Consider the following 18,701-nt stretch of genomic DNA (forward strand, 5'->3'; position numbering starts at 1 on the left):
GCCTCGCTAGACTCGTCGGCGGCGCGGGCCTCGCCCGACCCCTCCCGTTCATCCGTCAAAGGAGATGCCATGCCCGTCGCTACCCCGGATCAGTACGCAGAGATGCTCGACAAGGCGAAGGCCGGCGGATACGCCTACCCCGCCTTCAACGTCTCGTCCTCGCAGACCATCAACGCCGTCCTCCAGGGGCTCACCGAGTCCGGCTCCGACGGCATCATCCAGGTCACCACGGGCGGCGCCGACTACTTCGCCGGTCACACCGTGAAGAACCGTGCGGCCGGAGCGATCGCCTTCGCGAAGTTCGCCACCGAGGTCGCCAAGAACTACCCGGTGACCGTCGCGCTGCACACCGACCACTGCCCGCAGAACGCGCTCGAGGGCTTCGTCTACCCGCTGATCGCCGCCTCCGAGGAGGAGGTCAAGGCCGGTCGCGAGCCGCTGTTCCAGTCGCACATGTGGGACGGCTCCGCGGTGCCCCTCGACGAGAACCTCGCCATCGCGAAGGAGATCCTCCCCCGCGTCAAGAACATCAACGCGATCCTCGAGGTCGAGATCGGCGTCGTCGGCGGCGAGGAGGACGGTGTCTCGCACGACATCAACGAGCACCTCTACACGACGCTCGACGACGCGATCGCGACCGTCGAGGCCCTCGGCTTCGGCGAGCAGGGCCGCTACATGGCCGCGCTGACCTTCGGCAACGTGCACGGCGTCTACAAGCCGGGCAACGTGCGCCTGCGCCCCGAGCTGCTCCGCGAGATCCAGGACGGCCTGCAGCAGAAGTACGGCACCGCCGCCCTGCCGCTGGACCTTGTCTTCCACGGCGGCTCCGGCTCGACCGACGAGGAGATCGCCGAGGCGGTCCGCAACGGCGTCGTGAAGATGAACATCGACACCGACACGCAGTACGCGTTCAGCCGCTCCATCGCCGACACCGTCCTCAAGAACTACGACGGCTTCCTCAAGGTCGACGGCGAGGTCGGCAACAAGAAGATCTACGACCCGCGCGCCTGGGGCAAGATCGCCGAGACCGCCATGGCCGCCCGCGTGGCCGAGGCGACCCGCCAGCTCGGTTCCGCCGGGCACTCCGGAAAGTAGGACACCACTCCGTGACGAACGCCGACGACCAGCCGGGCCGCGCCGAGCGCCCGAAGCCCCAGTACGGCGAGTACGCACCGCCCGGCTGGTCGTGGCAGCCCGCGGAGGACGCGGTCGTCGTCCCGGACCCGCGCGGCTCCGACTCGGAGCCCCGACCGGCCAAGACGCCGGCCCGGCCGGCGGCGGCGCACCCCGTCGACCGTCTGCTCACGATCGTGCTGCTGGCGCTCGGCGTCTTCTTCGCCGTGCCGACCCTCCTCGACCCGTCGAGCTTCGCGACGACGCTCGAGGAGCTGTACCGGAGCCAGGGCATCGGCACCTACGCCTCCCCCGACCTCGCCCGGGCCCTCGGTGTCGTCCTCGCCCTCGCGCAGTCGCTGATCGTCGCGTTCGCCGTCTGGATCTCGATCCGTCGGCTCCGCGCCGGCAAGCGCACCGTGCTGGTGCCGATCCTCGGGATCGTCGCGACCGTGGTGCTCTCGATGGTCGTCGCCGCGATCGCGATCCTCGGAGACCCGACCTTCGGCGAGTACGTCAACCAGATGTCCGCGCAGGGCTCCGCCGGTCTCGACACCTGAGCGATCGCCCACGCGAAGAGGCCGCCCTCCCTCGGGAGTGGCGGCCTCTTCGCGTGCGGGGTGCGGGAGTCAGCTCGCGGCGCTGATGCGTCCGCCGACGCCGCGGGCGTCGCGCTTGCCGGCGACGTCCTTCCGCAGCTCCTTGGGGAGCGAGAACATCAGGTCCTCCTCCGCCGTCTTGACCTCTTCGACATCGCTGTAGCCGGCGGCGGCGAGATCATCGAGCACCTCGCGCACGAGCACCTCGGGCACCGAGGCGCCGCTGGTGACGCCGACGGTGCGGATGCCGTCGAGCCACTCCTGCTTGATCTCGCTCGCGTAGTCGATGCGGTACGACGCCTTCGCGCCGTACTCGAGCGCGACCTCGACGAGGCGGACGGAGTTCGACGAGTTCGCCGAGCCGACCACGATCACGAGCTCGGCGCTCGCGGCCACCTTCTTGATGGCGACCTGGCGGTTCTGGGTGGCGTAGCAGATGTCGTCGCTCGGCGGGTCCTGCAGGTTCGGGAAGCGCTCGCGGAGGCGGCGCACCGTCTCCATCGTCTCGTCGACCGAGAGCGTGGTCTGCGAGAGCCAGACGACCTTGTCCGGGTCCTTCACGTGGATGTTGGGGACGTCGTCGGGGCTGCCGACGAGCGTGACGTGATCGGGAGCCTCGCCCGCGGTGCCCTCGACCTCCTCGTGTCCCTCGTGGCCGATCAGGAGGATCTCGAAGTCGTCGCGCGCGAAGCGGACCGCCTCGCGGTGCACCTTGGTGACGAGCGGGCAGGTCGCGTCGATGGCCTGCAGGTGGCGGTCGGCCGCTCCCTGCACGACGGCCGGCGAGACTCCGTGGGCGCTGAACACGATGTGCGAGCCCTCGGGGACCTCGTCGACCTCGTCGACGAAGATCGCGCCCTGGCTCTCGAGGGTCGAGACGACGTGCACGTTGTGCACGATCTGCTTGCGCACGTAGACGGGGGCGCCGTAGTGCTCGATGGCCTTCTCGACGGCGACCACCGCACGGTCGACTCCGGCGCAGTAGCCGCGCGGGGCGGCGAGCAGGACGCGCTTCGGCCCGTCGACGGGGACGTCGCGCAGACGTCCTGCGGCGCGGGGCATGCGCGGCATGGGCAGACTGATCGAGGCTTCACTCACCCCACGATCCTACGGGCCGGATCCTGTGCGGAGCCGACTCGTGCAGAACAGCCGCCTCCTCCACAGGTGGCGTCCGGTCGGCCGTCGGCGCGGCCGCTCGCTCGGGCGGCCACGGTGTCGGAGGCATCCCGTACCGTGGTCGGCGCGGGCCGGCCCCGCGCTCCCCCGCCCGATCCAGCGAAGGCACCGATGACAGACGCCCCTCCCACCGCCGACGCCCCGTGGCCGGTCGGTCTGCTCGCGAGCAAGATCAAGGGCTGGATCGAGCGCCTGGGCACCGCGTGGGTCGAGGGAGAGATCACGCAGTGGGGCGTCTCGGGCGGCAACGTCTACGGCAAGCTCAAGGACCTCTCGGGCGATGCCACGGTCGGGTTCACCGTGTGGTCCTCCGTGCGCTCGCGCCTGCCGGCCGATCTCGCGCAGGGCGACCGCGTGATCGCGCTCGTGAAGCCCAACTACTGGGTCAAGGGCGGCACCCTCTCGATGCAGGTCTTCGAGATGCGGCACGTCGGGCTGGGCGACCTCCTCGAGAAGCTCGAGCGGCTGCGCAGGCAGCTCGCGTCGGAGGGGCTCTTCGAGGCGGGCCGCAAGAAGCCGCTCCCCTTCCTCCCGCACGGCGTCGGCCTCATCACGGGCAAGGACTCCGACGCCGAGAAGGACGTCCTCCGCAACGCCCAGCTGCGCTGGCCGGCCGTGAGGTTCCGCGTGGTGCACGCCGCGGTGCAGGGCGATCGCACGGTGCCCGAGGTGCTCTCGGCCCTCCGCACCCTGGAGGCGGACGAGGGCATCGACGTGATCGTGATCGCCCGCGGCGGAGGCGACTTCCAGAACCTCCTCGGCTTCAGCGACGAGCGGCTCGTGCGCGCCGTCGCCGCCTGCTCGACTCCCGTCGTGAGCGCGATCGGCCACGAGGCCGACCGCCCGCTCCTCGATGACGTGGCCGATCTGCGCGCCTCCACGCCGACCGACGCGGCCAAGCGCGTCGTCCCCGACGTCTCCGACGAGCTGCTGCGCGTGCAGCAGGCGAGGCTCCGGATGACCAGCCGGGTGAGCGGGCTCGTCTCGCACGAGGTCGACCGGCTGTCGCAGCTGCGCACCCGTCCGGTCCTCGCGCAGCCGCACGTCCTGGTCGATCGCCACTCCGAGGAGCTGACCCGCTGGGTCGCGCGCGGAGCCGAGCTCGTCGAGCGGCGGATCGAGCGCGCCCACCTCGAGGTCGAGCGCCTCCACGGCCACCTCCGCGCGCTCTCTCCCCAGCACACGCTCGACCGCGGCTACGCGATCGTGCAGAACGCCTCCGGGCACGTGGTCCGCGCACCCAGCGATGCGGCGGCGGGCGAGTCCCTCGTCCTCACCCTCGCCGAGGGCGCCGTGTCGGCCCGCTCCGAGGGCGCGGCCGCCGACCCCGCCGGGCGCGGCTGACGCCGCAGACGCCGAGTCACCCTCCAGCACCGATCGATAGGATCATCCCCATGCCCGACGCCCGCACCGACTCCTCCGCCTCGGAGGGCACCGACCCCGGCGCCTCGTCGGCCGGCACCGCCGACCTCAGCTACGAGCAGGCCCGCGACGAGCTCGTCCGCGTCGTGTCCGAGCTCGAGCAGGGCAACTCGACCCTCGAGCGCTCCCTCGCGCTCTGGGAGCGCGGCGAGGCGCTCGCCGCCCGCTGCGAGGAGTGGCTGATCGGGGCCCGCGCGCGCCTGGACGCGGCCCGGTCCGGCGGATCGAGCGCCGGATGAGCCGCCAGAAGCCGCCCCGCGTCGTCGCCGAGCTCGGCCGCCCCGAGACACCGGCCGAGATCGCGGCCCGCAAGGCCGAGAACTCCCGGCTCTACCGCCAGCGCAAGACCGTCAACAACCTCGTCTTCTCGCTTCTCGCCACCGTCGGCGTCGTCGCCCTCATCGTGCTGGTCGTCCCGCGCGGCGACGGCACGGAGCGACCCGCTGTCGACGTGCCCCTCGTCGCCTCCCAGCTGCAGCTCGGCGAGACCGAGACGCTCGTGGTCCCCGAGATGCCCGAAGGCTGGTCGGCCAACGCCGCCGAGCTGCGCACCGACGGAGGGGTCGACTACTGGTACGTCGGCCTGCTGACCCCGAAGGCGGGCTACATCGGCGTGAGCCAGGGCTTCGACGCCGACGAGAACTGGGTGGGCTCGCAGCTCGACCGCGCCGCCGCGACGGGCGTCGAGCAGATCGACGGCCGCGAGTGGACGGTCTACGACCGCCGCGACTCCGGAGCCGACACGGGCAACACCCCGTACGCTCTCGAGACGACGGAGGGGTCGAGCACCTACCTCGTCTACGGCACCGCGGCGACCGACGAGATCCGCGAGGTCGTCGACGCCATCGCCCCGCAGATCGGCCAGGAGGAGACACGATGAGCCACGACCTGAGCGACCAGGACGCACCCCAGACCATCCCCGTCCCGCGCGAGTCGCGCCCGCCCGCGTGGGTGTGGAAGGAGATGCTGCGGGGCAACCAGCGCTTCGTCGCCGGAGAGCCCCGGCACCCGCGGCAGAACGTCGAGCGCCGCGCCGAGCTCGCCGCCGAGCAGAAGCCGCTCGCCGCCCTCTTCGGCTGCAGCGACTCGCGCCTGGCCGCCGAGATCATCTTCGATCTGGGCCTCGGCGATCTCTTCGTCGTCCGCAACGCCGGTCAGGTCATCGCCGACTCGATCATCGGCTCGCTCGAGTACGGCGTCGCCGTGCTCGGGGTGAAGCTGATCCTGGTGCTCGGCCACGACGAGTGCGGCGCCGTGAAGGCGGCGATCGCGTCCCAGGCGGCCGACGCCGAGCGCCTCCCGCCGCACATCGAGCACCTCATCGAGCCGATCATCCCCGCGGTCCGGCGCATCGTGGGCCCGCAGCCCGACGGCCGGGTCCTCGTCGATCCGTCGGCGACCGATGCCCTCGCCGTCGGCCGGGAGCACCTGCGCGACACCGTCGCCGAGCTGCTCCAGCGCTCCCCGCTCATCGCCGACGCGGTCGCCGCGGGCGAGCTGGCGGTCGTCGGCGCGAACTACCGCCTCTCGGACGGCACCGTGATCTCGGACGTGGTGCTCGGCATCGACCCGCCGCAGCTGAGCCCCTACCGCTCGGAGCAGGAGCGGACGCTCACCCCCCTCCAGACGGTGGCACCCGACGACACCCCCGTCCCCTAGACAGACCGACAGCCCGACGAGACACAGAGCAAAGGACGAGCACAGCGTGGTGGACAACTCCCCGACCGATTCCGATTTCCGCATCGAGCACGACACGATGGGCGAGGTGCGGGTCCCGCGCTCGGCGCTCTACGCGGCGCAGACGCAGCGTGCGGTCGAGAACTTCCCGATCTCGGGAGCCGGCCTCGAGCCCGCGCAGATCGCCGCCCTGGCCCGGATCAAGAAGGCCGCGGCCCTCGCGAACGCCGAGCTCGGAGTCCTCGACGCCGACATCGCCGGTGCCATCGCGGACGCGGCCGACCTGATCGTCGCCGGCGGCTACGACGAGCACTTCCCGATCGACGTCTACCAGACCGGATCCGGGACCTCCTCGAACATGAACATGAACGAGGTGCTCAGCACGCTGGCCACCACCGCGCTCGGCCGCACCGTGCACCCGAACGACCACGTCAACGCCTCCCAGTCCTCCAACGACGTCTTCCCGACGTCGGTGCACGTGGCCGTCACCGGCGCGCTGATCGAGAGCCTCATCCCCTCGCTCGAGCACCTCGCCGAGGCGCTCGAGGCGAAGGCCGAGCTGTGGTCCGAGGCCGTGAAGTCGGGCCGCACCCACCTGATGGACGCCACTCCCGTGACGCTCGGACAGGAGTTCGGCGGCTACGCCATGCAGATCCGGCTCGGCATCGAGCGCGTCCGCTCGGCGCTCCCCCGTGTCGCGGAGGTCCCGCTCGGCGGCACGGCCGTCGGCACCGGCATCAACACGCCCGCCGGCTTCCCGCAGAAGGTCATCGCCCGCCTCGCGGAGGAGACGGGCCTGCCCGTCACCGAGGCGCGCAACCACTTCGAGGCGCAGGGCGCCCGCGACTCCCTGGTCGAGGCCTCCGGCGCGCTCCGCGTGCTGGCCGTCAGCCTCACCAAGATCAACAACGACCTGCGCTGGATGGGCTCCGGCCCCAACACCGGGCTGGGCGAGCTGCACATCCCCGACCTGCAGCCGGGCTCGTCGATCATGCCCGGCAAGGTCAACCCGGTCATTCCGGAGGCGGTCCTCATGGTCTGCGCCCGCGTCATCGGCAACGACGCCACCATCGCCTGGGCCGGCGCCTCGGGTGCCTTCGAGCTCAACGTCGCCATCCCGGTGATGGGTACGGCGCTGCTCGAGTCGATCCGCCTGCTGGCGACCTCGGCGACCCTCCTCGCCGACAAGACCGTCGTCGGCCTCGAGGCCAACCTCGAGCGTGCGCGCGCCCTCGCGGAGTCGTCGCCGTCGATCGTCACCCCGCTCAACAAGGTCATCGGCTACGAGGCCGCCGCCAAGGTCGCGAAGAACTCGGTCGCGAAGGGCATCACCGTCCGCGAATCGGTCGTCGACCTCGGTTTCGTCGAACGCGGCGAGGTGACGGAGGAGCAGCTGGACGCGGCCCTCGACGTCATGTCGATGACGCACCCGGGGTGAGTCGTCTGGTCCTGTCTGCGCGAGCGCAGACAGGACCGCGGTCGGCGGAGCGCATGGAGGATTCCGCAGAGCGTGGTGCGAACGGCTGGGCGCTCTGACCGCTGATCGATCAGCCCTCGCAGAGGGCGTATCGAGATCCCGCGGGATCACGACGCAGGGCGGCGGGACCAGCCGGGCGCGCGCTCGGGGCGCGGGCCCACCCCGACGAGGAGGGCGGGGAAGACCGCCAGGGCGGGCAGCGCGCGCAGGAGCACGACGAGCGGGCGCGGCGGGCCGGACAGGCGGCCGCTCAGCGCCGGCATGATCAGGCGCGCGTGCAGCACCCGCTGCAGCGCCTGGACCAGTGCGGCCGGAACAGCGCGGCGGTGCTGCACGCGGGCGAGCAGACCATCGCCTCCGCACTCGAAGACGCCCCTGCTCAGCGGGCCGGCGAGCAGTCGCGCGGTCGCGACCGCGTCCTGCACGGCGAGGTTGATGCCGACTCCTCCGACCGGGGACATCGCGTGCGCCGCGTCGCCGATGCAGAGCACCCCGGGTGCCGACCAGCGGCGGAGGCGGTCCAGCCGGACGTCGAGGTGCTTCACCTCCTCCATCGAGGCGATCGACTTCACATCACCCGCGACCTCGGGGAGCAGCGCCGCCGCCTCCGCTCGGAACGACTCGATCCCCCGACCGCGCACCCGGGCGTCGGTGCCCTTCGCTCCGAGCCGCGCGACCTGGAGGTAGCCCCTCCGCGGGATCGCGATCGCCACCCGTCCCGCCGCCAGGCGCGGCAGCAGCGACTCGCCCACGTCGCGCCGCGTCGGGATCCGATACCACCAGACGTCGAAGCCCACCGCGGCCTCGCGCGCCACGAGCCCGACCGACCGGCGCACGGCCGACCACCGTCCGTCGCACGCCACGGTGAGATCGGCGAGCAGCCGCCCCGGCCCCGACTCCGCCGTGTACTCCACGCCGACGACGCGATCGCCCTCACGGACGACCCCGGTCACCTCGTGCTCGGTCAGCAGGGTGAAGGACGGCTCGGTCGCGGCCTCCTCCGCCAGCAGGGCGAGCAGGTCCCACTGCGGCACCATCGCGATGAAGGGATGGCGCACTGGGAGCCGCGAGAAGTCCGCCACGACCATCGGCGCACCTCCGGTCGGCACGCTCACCCGCTGGATCCTCGAGTGAGGCAGCGCGTCGAAGCGGGGGAAGAGCCCGAGGTCGTCGAGCAGACCCAGCGTGGTCGGGTGCACCGTGTCGCCGCGGAAGTCGCGGAGGAAGTCGGCGTGCTTCTCGAGGACCGTCACCGCGACCCCGGCGCGGGCGAGGAGCAGCCCCAGCACGAGCCCGGCCGGCCCGGCCCCGACGATCGCACAGGTCGTCCGCGTCTCCCGAACCATCGGACCCTCCTCCCGCGACCGCCGACTTCCGGTCTAGCACCGCGTGCCCCGACGGGCCAGAGTCTCATCCGGCTGCGAGGACGATCCAGAACGCGGCGAGCTGGAAGGGGCCGAACGCGATCCGGGAGCGATCACCCGCGAGGACCAGGGGCAGCGCCCAGAGCCCCGCCAGCAGGAAGGCCAGGCCCGCTCCCGCGATCGTCTGCTCCGCGCCGAGCGGGAAGGCCAGCCCGACTCCGAGCTTGACGTCGCCCATCCCGAGCCCACCGGCCAGGTGCAGCGCACCGAGCCCCAGCGCCACCGCCGCGGCGACGGGCACCTGCTCGGGCTGCTGCACGATCCCGACGACCAGGATCGGCACGGTGAGCATGTTCGGCAGCAGGCGCCTCCGGACGTCCGCGAGCACGAGCGGCACCGTCAGCACCGCGATCACGAGCGCCGCCCCACCCGCCCCTCGGTGCCCGACGAGAACGACCAGGGCACCCGCGCCGAGCACGACGGCGACCGCATCGAGTGCCGCGCCCTGTCGCATCCGGCGACCCTAGACCGCCCCGGCCGCCCGCCGCCGGAGTTGTCCACAGCCTCAGTCCCGAGGAGGCAGAGGCCCCAGCCAGGCGTTCGCGAAGGTCGAGTGCGCCGACTCGTCGTCGGAGGGGTGGAAGAGCCCGGCGAGCACGTCGCGGTAGAGCCGCGACAGCTCCGAGCGGCGCGAGTAGGCCGAGCCTCCGGAGGCGCGCACCGCGCTCTCGACGATGCGCAGCGCCGCCTCCGTGGTGCGGATCTTGACGCCGACCAGCGACGGGAACCAGCGGGCGCCCCGGTCGACGAGCCCGTCGACATCGGCGGCGGCCGAGCGCAGCGGCGCCTCGAGTCCGTCGAGCAGGATCGCCGCATCGGCGATGCGCCAGCGGATGTCCGGATCCTCGGACAGCGGCCGCCCGCCCGCCTTGAGCGACGTGCGACGTCGCGCCGCCTCCACCGCGAGCGTCAGCGCCCGCTGCGCGATCCCGAGGTACACGGAGGCGATCAGCAGCTCGAAGTTCGCGAAGATCGCGAAGACGAGCGGGTCCGCGGAGGGGCCGACGGGCAGCGAGCGGAACATCCGCGCCGCGGGCACCTCCACACCGTCCAGCACCGTCGTCCGGCTCTGGGTGGCGCGCATGCCGAGCGTGTCCCAGTCGTCGTGGACCCGGAGACCCGCGACGGGTGACCCCGGTGTCTCGCGATCGATGAACCCGTGCACGAGGCGCGGCTCGGGCCCGCTGTCGTCGCGCCCGAAGACGCCCAACCGGGTCCAGGCCGGCGAGAGCGAGGTGAAGATCTTGGTGCCGGTGAAGCGGTGGGAGCCGTCGGGCTGCGGCTCGGCCCGCGTCAGCGAGTCGAAGAGGACGAGGTCGTTGCCCGCCTCGCTGTTGCCGAAGGCGAAGACGTGCCCGTCCGCCGCATCCCGCAGCACGTGCGTCAGCGAGTCGTCGCCCCGCTCGCGCAGGACGCGCGCCACGCCCGTCCAGACGAGGTGCATGTTGATCGCCAGGGCGGTCGCCGGCGCAGCGGTCGCCAGCCGGGTCTGCTCGGCCGCGACCTGCTCGAGGCCGAGTCCCGCGCCGCCGAGCTCCTCCGGCACGAACAGCGCCAGGTAGCCGATCGCCCGCAGCTCCTCCAGATCCTCGGCGAAGAAGACGTTGCGCTCGTCGTAGTCGGCCGCGCGGAGTCGGAAGCGCTCGAGGAGCGCGTCATCGAGGATGCTCACCGTCCCACGGTACGCCGCGCGGGGCACCACGGAGCTGCGGAGTCCCGGGGCACCGGACCCGATCACCTCGAGGGAGCCCCACCGTCGTCGCGGCGTCCCCGGGCTCAGGCGGACGACGAGACGACCGCGACTCCGATGACCACGGCGAGGAGGAGGGCTGTCGACCCGAACCCGACGAGCAGCGCGAACGTCGTCGGGCGGGTCTCGCGGAAGCTCATCGTCCCCGGGATCAGCTCGTCGACCTGCCTGGCGCTGAGCACCTCCCACGGAGGGGTCGTCCCGTCGGCGACGGAGGGAGAAGCGGCTTCCGCGCCCGTCGCCTGCCGACGACGATCGGGGCGGCGTCCGCCGGCCGAGGACGGGAGTCGCGGACCAGCGGCGCCGACCACCGCCTCGAGCGCGTCGATCTCCCACTCCGCACCACGGAGCCGGATCGAACGAGTCCGATCCGACAGGAACAGGATCAGCGAGGGAGGGAGGCGGACCGCCTCGCTGTTCGGACCGGGTGCCACCCATGCGAGAAGCGCCCTCAACGACGGGTCGGCGCGGTCGAAGGCGGTGACCCCTCCTCGAGCGTTCGTGTACTCGATGGTCTGAGGCGAGATCCGGAGGATCGCTGCGGAGTGGAATCGCCGGTTCCGGACCAGGAGGACACCGACGACGATCGCCGAGACGACCGCGGCGACGCCGAGGAGGCCCAGGTAGGCGAACAGCGCACCGCGTCTGTCGTCGGCCATCAGGACGCCCCCCGCCGCACCTGCCAGGAGGACCACGGCGGGGAGCACCGCGGCCGGCCTCAGACGCACCGACTCCTGCTTCTGCCGGGCCCTGGACGGCCGGAACTCCTGGAGGGGTCCGGGTACCGGGCGACCCGCGTCGCGAGACCCCATCAGACCGAGCACACAGGGCCGTCGGGGGTCCGGCCGGCTCCTTCGAGGACGTCGTCGGAGATGCCGCGCATGGGGCGATGCTACTGCCGACGGTCCCGTCCGCAGCGGGCGAGGGACCTCGGGAGGACCGCGGGGAGGATCCGGAGCGGATCACTCCCCGCGCGTCACGCCTACGCCAGCTCGTTCGACTCCAGCATCTCGGTGACGAGAGCCGCGATCGCCGAGCGCTCCGACCGCGTCAGCGTGACGTGCGCGAAGAGCGGGTGCCCCTTGAGCGTCTCGATGACGGAGGCGACGCCGTCGTGCCGCCCGACGCGCAGGTTGTCGCGCTGGGCGACGTCGTGCGTCAGCACCACGCGCGAGTTCTGGCCCACGCGCGAGAGCACGGTGAGGAGCACGTTCCGCTCGAGCGACTGCGCCTCGTCGACGATCACGAACGCGTCGTGGAGCGACCGCCCGCGGATGTGCGTCAGCGGCAGCACCTCGAGCATCCCGCGCTCGATCACCTCGTCGAGCACGTTCTGCGAGACGAGGGCCCCGAGGGTGTCGAAGACCGCCTGGGCCCAGGGGTTCATCTTCTCCGCCGCGTCGCCGGGCAGGAAGCCGAGGTCCTGGCCGCCGACCGCGTAGAGCGGGCGGAAGACCATGATCTTCTTGTGCTGGCGCTTCTCGAGCACGGCCTCGAGGCCGGCGCAGAGCGCCAGCGCCGACTTGCCGGTGCCGGCGCGGCCGCCCAGCGAGACGATGCCCACCTCCTGGTCGAGGAGCAGGTCGATCGCGAGCCGCTGCTCCGCCGAGCGCCCGTGCAGGCCGAACACGTCGCGGTCGCCGCGGACCAGCGTGATCTGGCGCTTGCCGGTCACGCGGGCGAGCGCCGAGCCGCGGTCGGAGTGGACGACGAGGCCGGTGTTGACCGGGATCTCGGCGACCTCGTCGGTGAACAGGCGCTCGCGATCGTAGAGCTCGCTCATCGCGTCTCCGGCCAGGGTGATGTCGTCCATCCCCGTCCAGCCCGACTCGGGGGCGAGCTCGGCCAGGTACTCCTCGGCAGCGATGCCGATGGAGGCGGCCTTCACGCGCATCGGCATGTCCTTCGACACGACGGTCACGAGGGCGCCCTCGGTCTGCAGGTTCATCGCGACGGCGAGGATCCGCGCGTCGTTGTCGCCGAGCTGCAGACCGCTCGGCAGCACCGACATGTTCGAGTGGTTGAGCTCGACCCGCAGGGTTCCGCCGTTGCCGACGGCGATCGGGAAGTCGAGCCGCTCGTGCTTGATGCGCAGCTCGTCGAGGTGGCGCAGGGCCTGCCGGGCGAAGTAGCCGATCTCGGGATCGTTGCGCTTGCCCTCGAGCTCGCTGATCACCACGACCGGCAGCACGACGGCGTGCTCCGCGAAGCGGAACATCGAGGACGGATCGGACAGCAGCACCGACGTGTCGAGGACGTAGGTGCGCTGGAGCTGATCCGTCGGAGCCGCGGAGTCGCGCTGCGCTCGGCGGTGGAGGCCGCCCTGCGCTGCGGTCTGCGGATCCATGCCCTGGGGAACTGTCACGTCGACTCTCCACACTCGGGGGCGCGGGCCCCCGACTCATGCTGCGAGCCGGCCCCTTGGGTGCAACTGGTGCACCGCGCAGTTCCCTTCGGTGGTCTGCGCGATATCGAGCCGTACTTGTGTGGCCGTCTCGACCAGGCGCTGTACCTGATGTCTCGAACCTAACCCCGCGAATGACAGCCGTGTGCTTTCTTGCGCTACGAACGTGTAACCAGTATGTGAACGGGCGTCGGCGGACGAGCCGTCAGTACTCCACCACGGTCGCCGCCGAGATGAGCGCCGACCGCAGGACGGCCAGGGTCTCGTCGGAGGTGCTCGCGTGCGCGCTGAAGCGCACGGTCGTGGGCCGGAGCCGCGCCGTGACTCCGTGCGCCGCGAGCGACGCCGTGAGCGGGGCGAGCTCCTCCGGTGCGGGCTCGACGACCACGATGCCGGCGCGACTGCGCTCGTCGCGCGAGCCGACGACGGCCAGGCCGAACTCGTCGGCGAGGTCGATGACCGCGCTCACCCGGTCGGCGACGCGGGCGGCGACGACGGGGACGCCCACCGCCGCGATGTCCTCGAGCGCGGCGGCGAAGCGGGCCTGCGCGATCGGGTCGGGGTTCGTGATGCTGAACGCGCCCGCACCCGATCGCGGCGCGGTGACCTCGTCCCACGGCTCAGGAGCATCGGCGCCGGTCCACCCCGAGAGCACCGGGTCGAGGCGGGTCAGCGCGCGGTCGCCGAGCGCGAGGAACCCCGTCCCCCAGCCGGCGCGCACCCACTTCTGGCCGCCCGAGACGACGACGTCGGCGAGCTCGTAGGCCGCGTCGACGACTCCGAAGCCCTGGATCGCGTCGACGATCAGGAGGCGGTCGCCGATGACATCGCGGATCCCCTCGAGGTCGGCGACATGACCGGTGCGCGAGTCGACCAGGCTGAGGGCGACGGCGGCGACCTCGGGCGCGAGCTGCTCCCGGACGCCCTCGGGCGTCACGTGCCCCGGAGTCCCCTCGAGCCACACCGGCCCTGCAGCGCCCCGCAGTGCGGCTGCGCGCGCCGCGGCGAACGGCAGGCTCGGGAACTCGCCCGGCGACAGCAGGACCGCCCCCGGCACTCCGAGCAGCGCGTGCATCAGCCCGGTCGAGGTGTTCGGCTGGAAGACGACCTGCTCGGCCGGGAACCGCAGGAGGGCGGCGACGGCCTCGCGCACCCGCGCGTCCTGCTCGGACAGCGTGTCGAGAGTCCCGGCCCGCGCCCGGGCGAGCAGCTCGGAGGCGGCGCTCTGCTCGGCCGCGGCGGTCGCCGAGATCGGCCCCACCCGCGCGAAGTCGAGGTAGCCGGTCTCCTCGCCGAAGGTGTCGAGGTAGGCCGCGAGTGCGGGATCGTGCACGGTCATGCGGGCCCTTCCGGTGTGGTCGATCAGCTGCCGAAGCGGCGGTGGCGTCCGGCGTAGTCGCGCAGGGCCCGGAGGAAGTCGACCTCGCGGATGTCGGGCCCGAGCGCCTCCATGAAGTAGAACTCGCTGTGCGCGCTCTGCCAGAGCATGAAGTCCGAGAGGCGCTGCTCGCCGGAGGTGCGGATCACCAGATCCGGATCCGGCTGCCCGCTCGTGTACAGGTGCTCGCCGATCAGCTCCGGGGTCAGCAGGCCGGCGACGTCCTCGATCGACGAGCCGCGCTTGCCGTGCTCGTCGAGGATGCTCCGCACGGCCTGGGCGATCTCGTGCCGACCGCCGTAGCCGACGGCGAGGTTGACGTGCAGCCCGGTGTGCGTGGCGGTGCGCTCCTCCGCGCTGTCGAGCGCCGCCACGAGCGAGGCCGGCAGGCCGTCGTCGGAGCCGACGTGCTGCACCCGCCAGTCGGGCTGCTGCGACACCTCCTCGGCGAGATCGGCGATGATCGCGATCAGCTCGGTGAGCTCGGAGGTCTCGCGGCCGACGAGGTTGTCCTGCGAGAGCAGGTAGAGCGTGACGTGGCGGATGCCGAGCTCGTCGCACCACTGCAGGAACTCGTGCACCTTCGCGGCGCCGGCCCGGTGCCCGTGCGCGGCCGTCTCGAGGGCGCGCTGGCGAGCCCAGCGGCGGTTGCCGTCGATGATCATCGCGACGTGGTTCGGCAGCGACCCGGGAGCGAAGCTCGACCGCAGGCGCTTCTTGTAGACGCCGTAGAGGAGGTCCCTCCCCACAGGCAGTCTCGACTTCGGCACAGGGACACGGTAGTCGATGGGGGCGACCGCTCAGGCACCGCGGGCCCACCGGGAGCACGACGTATCCTGTGCCGTATGACCGCGACGCCCCCCTCCCCCGAACCCGCCGAGGCGGAGGCGCGCGCCGCCGATCGCGCCGTGGCGCGGGACGACGCCGCGGGCCCCGACCTCCCGAACCTGCCGCTCGTCGAGGACGAGATCGAGCACGGCACCGCCTCCGAGGCGAAGCCGACCTGGCGCGGCTGGATCCACGCCGGGCTCTTCCCGCTCGCGATCGTCGCCGGCGTCGTGCTGATCACGGTGGCCGAGGGCACGACCGCGAAGTGGGCCGCCGCCGTCTTCACGACGACGTCCCTGCTGCTGTTCGGCAACTCCGCGCTCTACCACCGGTTCGACTGGGCGCCGCGGACGAAGGTGATCCTGAAGCGGATCGACCACGCCAACATCTTCCTGCTGATCGCGGGCACCTACACTCCGCTGGCGGCGCTGGCCCTTCCGCCCTCGCAGGGCACGCTCCTGCTGGTGCTCGTCTGGGCCGGGGCGCTGCTGGGGATCGGCTTCCGCGTGTTCTGGATCTCGGCACCGCGCTGGCTCTACGTGCCGCTCTACCTGCTGCTGGGCTGGGCCGCCGTGATGTACCTCGGCCCGCTGTTCGAGGCGAGCGCCGCGATGATGGTCCTCGTGCTGGTCGGCGGGCTCTGCTACACCGTCGGCGCCATCGTCTACGGGATCAAGAAGCCGAACCCGATCCCCGGGGTCTTCGGATTCCACGAGATCTTCCACGCGCTCACGGCGATCGCGTTCGTCTGCCACTGGACGGCAGCGCTGCTCGTGTGCCTCGACCCCGCCTACAACGCGGGCTAGCCTCAGCGCTCGGAGGCGTCGCGGTCCCGCTCCTCGGCGTCGAGCCGCTCGGCCACCTGGGCGCGGTACGTGGTGCGCCGGACGCGCCGGACCATGTCGAGCGCGAGGAGGACCGCCGCCCCGGCGATGACGAACATCACGAGGAAGCCGAAGAGGCCCGGCGTCACCGTGTCCTCGTTGAACTCCGGTCCCGGAGTCGGCATCGGGGTCGCCTCGGACGCCCTGACGAGCGCCGAGGCGACGGCGTCGAGTCCGGAGGAGAGCGCCGCGGGGATCATGCGTTCGCTCCGGTGCTCGTGCCGAGGTCGATTCCCGCGAACAGATCGGTCTCGGGGGTCGGCGCCTCGACGCGGCTCTCGATGAGCTGGAAGTCGTCGGTCGGCCAGGCGGCGTCGATCGCCTCGTGCGGGAGGAAGAAGAAGGCGTTGTCGGGAGCGACCTGGCTGGCGTGGGCGCGCAGCGCCGCGTCACGGCGGTCGTGGTAGCCCGAGATCGTGATCTGCGTCGTGGCGAGGTAGGGCGTCTCGTCGCCCCAGCGCTTCATCTCCTCGAAGGTCGCGAGCCGCGGATCCTCCGGGTCGAGCGAGCGCAGGTGCTCGGCGATCGCGTGCAGCTTCTGGCTGCTGAACACGCGGTCGTAGTACAGCTTCGACACGGTCCACGGCTCGCCCAGATCCGGGTACTCCTCGGCGATGCCGGCGGCCCGGAACGCCTCGACGGCGACCTGGTGCGCGCGGATGTGATCGGGGTGCGGGTAGCCGCCGTTCTCGTCGTAGCTGATGATCACGTGCGGGCGGAAGCGGCGGACGAGGCGCACGAGCGGCGCGGCGGCGATCCGCAGCGGCAGGCCCGCGAACGAGGAGGCGTCGACGGCGCCGTCCTCGGGCATCCCCGAGTCGACGAAGCCGAGCCAGGTGTGCTCGATGCCGAGCGCCTCCTGAGCGGCGGCCATCTCGTACCGGCGGAGCCCGCCGATGTCGCGCTCCGCGTGAGCGCGGGCCGGGAGCGCCTCGTTGAGGATCGAGCCGGCCTCGCCTCCCGTGCACGAGACCACCATGACCTCGGCGCCGCGATCGGCGTAGGCGGCGAGCGTCGCCGCGCCCTTGCTCGACTCGTCGTCGGGATGGGCGTGAACGGCGAGGAGGCGCGGAGCGTCCCGCACCTCCGAATCGACGGTGACCTCGACGGCCTGGGACACGATCGCTCGATTCCTCGGGGTTTAATGGGATCGACGCGGCAGCCCGCGCCATCCGTCCAGAGTAGACGCAACACCCGGGGAGTTCCGTGGCCGCCCGCACGTCCGAGACCGCCGAGCTGAGCGACGACGCGACGCTCGATCCGGACGAGGTCCGCGCAGCAGGACCGCTCGCCTCCCGCTACGGACGCACCGGTCGCACCCGGCGCGGCAACCGCTGGCTCTTCGGCGGCGTCGCCCTCGCCTTCGTCGCCGTCTTCGCCGCCTGGGTGATCTGGGCGGGGCTCGACGGAGCGCGTGACGGCGTCGATGTGCAGGACACGGCCCACACGGTGGTCGACGACCGCACCGTCGAGGTCTCCTTCGATCTGACCGCTCCGACCGGCACCGAGGTCGCCTGCGCGGTCCAGGCGCTCAACGAGCAGTCGGCCGTCGTCGGCTGGCTGGTCGTGGAGTACCCGGCCTCGACCGAGCGCTTCCGCTCGTACACCGAGACCGTCCGCACGACCGAGCTCGCGACGACAGGTTTGATCTCGTCCTGCTGGCTCCCGTAGGGTTGCCGGGTGCCCTGACGGACTCGTCGGGGCCTTGTCTTTTCCACCGCCGCCGGAACATCGGTCGACACGGCTGCCGGGCGCGGATGCGCTCAGCGGTACCGTGCGGCCCCGCGAACGCGGCCGTCATGTGAGGAGCCCACCGTGGCAGACCAGCCTCAGGTCACCTGGATGACCCAGGAGTCGTACGACCGCCTCCAGGCGGAGCTCACCGAGCTGTCCACCGCCGGACGCGAGGAGATCGCGAAGCGGATCGAGGTCGCCCGGGAAGAGGGCGATCTGAAGGAGAACGGCGGCTACCACGCCGCCAAGGACGAGCAGGGGAAGATGGAGGCGCGGATCCGCCAGCTCACCGCCCTGCTGCGCGACGCCGAGATCGGCACGCCGCCCGAGAGCCACGGAGTCGTCGAGGCGGGCACCATCATCACCGCCGAGATCGCGGGCGACGAGTCGCGCTTCCTCCTCGGCAACCGCGAGATGGCCGGCGAGAGCGACCTCGACGTCTACAGCCCGCAGAGCCCGCTGGGCGCCGCGATCATGGGCCTCGCCGTCGGCGACTCCACGAGCTTCACCGCCCCGACCGGCCGCGAGATCACGGTCAAGGTCGTCGACGTCGAGACCTGGAACGGCCACTGATCGCGTCCTGGTGGTCCGTCCGCGGCGTCGTCGTCGGGCGCGATGGACCACCCGGGCCGCGAACAGGGAGCGCCTGTCCCGCCCGCTCGCTGGTCGAGTAGCCGCCGCAGGCGGCGTATCGAGACCCACCGGCTCCAGCAGATCGGCGGTCCGATGACCCTTCTGACGCTGGCGGATCTCGATACGCCCGCTGCGCGGGCTACTCGATCAGCGGGCACTGCGACGAGCGCTGGGGCAGACGTGGACCGCACACTCGATCAGC

20 protein-coding genes are annotated in these 18,701 nt (G+C 72.0%); 10 read left to right on the top strand and 10 right to left on the bottom strand.

Translation table 11 applies throughout. The features are described 5' to 3' along the window. Positions 1–69: 69 nt before the first annotated feature. Positions 70–1,095, top strand: a complete 1,026-nt coding sequence (gene fbaA, locus GSU68_RS11695; RefSeq protein ID WP_159908500.1) for a class II fructose-bisphosphate aldolase — start codon at positions 70–72, stop codon at positions 1,093–1,095. Between the two features lie 11 nt (positions 1,096–1,106). Next, entirely contained in the window at positions 1,107–1,673 is a 567-nt protein-coding gene (locus tag GSU68_RS11700) for a DUF6264 family protein (RefSeq protein WP_159908502.1), read from the top strand. A gap of 69 nt (positions 1,674–1,742) precedes the next feature. Here GSU68_RS11700 and GSU68_RS11705 read toward each other — a convergent pair whose 3' ends face one another. Then, a complete protein-coding gene (locus GSU68_RS11705) occupies positions 1,743–2,783 on the bottom strand; it encodes a 4-hydroxy-3-methylbut-2-enyl diphosphate reductase (protein ID WP_159910265.1) in 1,041 nt (346 codons plus the stop codon). Between the two features lie 216 nt (positions 2,784–2,999). On the opposite strand from GSU68_RS11705, the gene xseA reads away from it, so the two are divergent. From xseA to GSU68_RS11730, 5 genes are read left to right on the top strand one after another with little or no spacing between them, the layout of a single operon-like run. Continuing rightward, on the top strand, positions 3,000–4,232 hold the full coding sequence (gene xseA / locus GSU68_RS11710) for an exodeoxyribonuclease VII large subunit (protein ID WP_159908504.1): 1,233 nt from the start codon (positions 3,000–3,002) through the stop codon (positions 4,230–4,232). A gap of 50 nt (positions 4,233–4,282) precedes the next feature. Then, complete coding sequence (locus tag GSU68_RS11715) at positions 4,283–4,549, top strand: exodeoxyribonuclease VII small subunit (RefSeq protein ID WP_159908506.1); 267 nt, start codon at positions 4,283–4,285, stop codon at positions 4,547–4,549. After that, positions 4,546–5,190, top strand: a complete 645-nt coding sequence (locus tag GSU68_RS11720; protein WP_159908508.1) for a DUF4245 domain-containing protein — start codon at positions 4,546–4,548, stop codon at positions 5,188–5,190. The genes GSU68_RS11715 and GSU68_RS11720 overlap by 4 nt, the downstream gene beginning before the upstream one ends. Continuing rightward, on the top strand, positions 5,187–5,969 hold the full coding sequence (locus GSU68_RS11725) for a carbonic anhydrase (RefSeq protein ID WP_208544561.1): 783 nt from the start codon (positions 5,187–5,189) through the stop codon (positions 5,967–5,969). Before GSU68_RS11720 ends, GSU68_RS11725 begins: the two co-directional genes overlap by 4 nt. A 46-nt stretch (positions 5,970–6,015) precedes the next feature. Then, complete coding sequence (locus GSU68_RS11730; protein ID WP_159908510.1) at positions 6,016–7,425, top strand: class II fumarate hydratase; 1,410 nt, start codon at positions 6,016–6,018, stop codon at positions 7,423–7,425. A gap of 146 nt (positions 7,426–7,571) precedes the next feature. Here GSU68_RS11730 and GSU68_RS11735 read toward each other — a convergent pair whose 3' ends face one another. From GSU68_RS11735 to GSU68_RS11760, 7 genes are all read right to left on the bottom strand, one after another. Next, positions 7,572–8,810, bottom strand: a complete 1,239-nt coding sequence (locus GSU68_RS11735; RefSeq protein WP_159908512.1) for an FAD-dependent oxidoreductase — start codon at positions 8,808–8,810, stop codon at positions 7,572–7,574. 64 nt (positions 8,811–8,874) lie between these two features. Next, a complete protein-coding gene (locus GSU68_RS11740) occupies positions 8,875–9,342 on the bottom strand; it encodes a prepilin peptidase (protein WP_159908514.1) in 468 nt (155 codons plus the stop codon). Positions 9,343–9,393: 51 nt separating this feature from the next. Then, entirely contained in the window at positions 9,394–10,560 is a 1,167-nt protein-coding gene (locus GSU68_RS11745) for an acyl-CoA dehydrogenase family protein (RefSeq protein WP_244259255.1), read from the bottom strand. A 104-nt stretch (positions 10,561–10,664) separates the two neighbouring features. Beyond that, complete coding sequence (locus tag GSU68_RS19885) at positions 10,665–11,297, bottom strand: hypothetical protein (protein ID WP_244259256.1); 633 nt, start codon at positions 11,295–11,297, stop codon at positions 10,665–10,667. Positions 11,298–11,620: 323 nt separating this feature from the next. Continuing rightward, a complete protein-coding gene (locus GSU68_RS11750) occupies positions 11,621–12,985 on the bottom strand; it encodes a PhoH family protein (protein ID WP_159910267.1) in 1,365 nt (454 codons plus the stop codon). Between the two features lie 262 nt (positions 12,986–13,247). Continuing rightward, positions 13,248–14,381, bottom strand: a complete 1,134-nt coding sequence (locus GSU68_RS11755) for an aminotransferase class V-fold PLP-dependent enzyme (protein WP_159908518.1) — start codon at positions 14,379–14,381, stop codon at positions 13,248–13,250. A gap of 23 nt (positions 14,382–14,404) precedes the next feature. Next, on the bottom strand, positions 14,405–15,169 hold the full coding sequence (locus GSU68_RS11760) for an isoprenyl transferase (protein ID WP_279631034.1): 765 nt from the start codon (positions 15,167–15,169) through the stop codon (positions 14,405–14,407). Between the two features lie 96 nt (positions 15,170–15,265). On the opposite strand from GSU68_RS11760, the gene GSU68_RS11765 reads away from it, so the two are divergent. Continuing rightward, positions 15,266–16,054: a hemolysin III family protein gene (locus tag GSU68_RS11765; RefSeq protein ID WP_159908522.1), complete on the top strand. Its 789-nt coding sequence runs from the start codon at positions 15,266–15,268 to the stop codon at positions 16,052–16,054. A gap of 2 nt (positions 16,055–16,056) precedes the next feature. Here the strand turns inward: GSU68_RS11765 and GSU68_RS11770 are convergent, their stop codons facing one another. Together GSU68_RS11770 and mca are read right to left on the bottom strand one after the other, a co-directional pair. Then, positions 16,057–16,332, bottom strand: coding sequence for a hypothetical protein (locus GSU68_RS11770; RefSeq protein WP_159908524.1), 276 nt, complete (start codon positions 16,330–16,332; stop codon positions 16,057–16,059). Continuing rightward, positions 16,329–17,252: a mycothiol conjugate amidase Mca gene (gene mca / locus GSU68_RS11775; RefSeq protein WP_244259257.1), complete on the bottom strand. Its 924-nt coding sequence runs from the start codon at positions 17,250–17,252 to the stop codon at positions 16,329–16,331. Before mca ends, GSU68_RS11770 begins: the two co-directional genes overlap by 4 nt. An 86-nt stretch (positions 17,253–17,338) precedes the next feature. On the opposite strand from mca, the gene GSU68_RS11780 reads away from it, so the two are divergent. Continuing rightward, positions 17,339–17,803, top strand: coding sequence for a DUF4307 domain-containing protein (locus GSU68_RS11780; RefSeq protein ID WP_244259258.1), 465 nt, complete (start codon positions 17,339–17,341; stop codon positions 17,801–17,803). A gap of 144 nt (positions 17,804–17,947) precedes the next feature. Beyond that, positions 17,948–18,439 carry a transcription elongation factor GreA gene (greA, locus tag GSU68_RS11785; protein ID WP_159908526.1) on the top strand — a complete coding sequence of 164 codons (492 nt, stop codon included), beginning with the start codon at positions 17,948–17,950 and terminating at the stop codon, positions 18,437–18,439. Positions 18,440–18,701: the final 262 nt, after the last annotated feature.

The organism is Rathayibacter sp. VKM Ac-2759 (assembly GCF_009834225.1).
Taxonomy (GTDB): domain Bacteria; phylum Actinomycetota; class Actinomycetes; order Actinomycetales; family Microbacteriaceae; genus Rathayibacter.

Coding starts and splice junctions, on each gene's coding strand:
- fbaA (WP_159908500.1), top strand. CDS start 70: ATGCCCGTCGCTACCCCGGATCAGTACGCAGAGATGCTCGACAAGGCG.
- GSU68_RS11765 (WP_159908522.1), top strand. CDS start 15,266: ATGACCGCGACGCCCCCCTCCCCCGAACCCGCCGAGGCGGAGGCGCGC.
- GSU68_RS11720 (WP_159908508.1), top strand. CDS start 4,546: ATGAGCCGCCAGAAGCCGCCCCGCGTCGTCGCCGAGCTCGGCCGCCCC.
- GSU68_RS11715 (WP_159908506.1), top strand. CDS start 4,283: ATGCCCGACGCCCGCACCGACTCCTCCGCCTCGGAGGGCACCGACCCC.
- GSU68_RS11750 (WP_159910267.1), bottom strand. CDS start 12,985: ATGGATCCGCAGACCGCAGCGCAGGGCGGCCTCCACCGCCGAGCGCAG.
- GSU68_RS11755 (WP_159908518.1), bottom strand. CDS start 14,381: ATGACCGTGCACGATCCCGCACTCGCGGCCTACCTCGACACCTTCGGC.
- GSU68_RS11705 (WP_159910265.1), bottom strand. CDS start 2,783: ATGCCGCGCATGCCCCGCGCCGCAGGACGTCTGCGCGACGTCCCCGTC.
- GSU68_RS11725 (WP_208544561.1), top strand. CDS start 5,187: ATGAGCCACGACCTGAGCGACCAGGACGCACCCCAGACCATCCCCGTC.
- GSU68_RS11770 (WP_159908524.1), bottom strand. CDS start 16,332: ATGATCCCCGCGGCGCTCTCCTCCGGACTCGACGCCGTCGCCTCGGCG.
- xseA (WP_159908504.1), top strand. CDS start 3,000: ATGACAGACGCCCCTCCCACCGCCGACGCCCCGTGGCCGGTCGGTCTG.
- GSU68_RS19885 (WP_244259256.1), bottom strand. CDS start 11,297: ATGGCCGACGACAGACGCGGTGCGCTGTTCGCCTACCTGGGCCTCCTC.
- GSU68_RS11735 (WP_159908512.1), bottom strand. CDS start 8,810: ATGGTTCGGGAGACGCGGACGACCTGTGCGATCGTCGGGGCCGGGCCG.
- GSU68_RS11740 (WP_159908514.1), bottom strand. CDS start 9,342: ATGCGACAGGGCGCGGCACTCGATGCGGTCGCCGTCGTGCTCGGCGCG.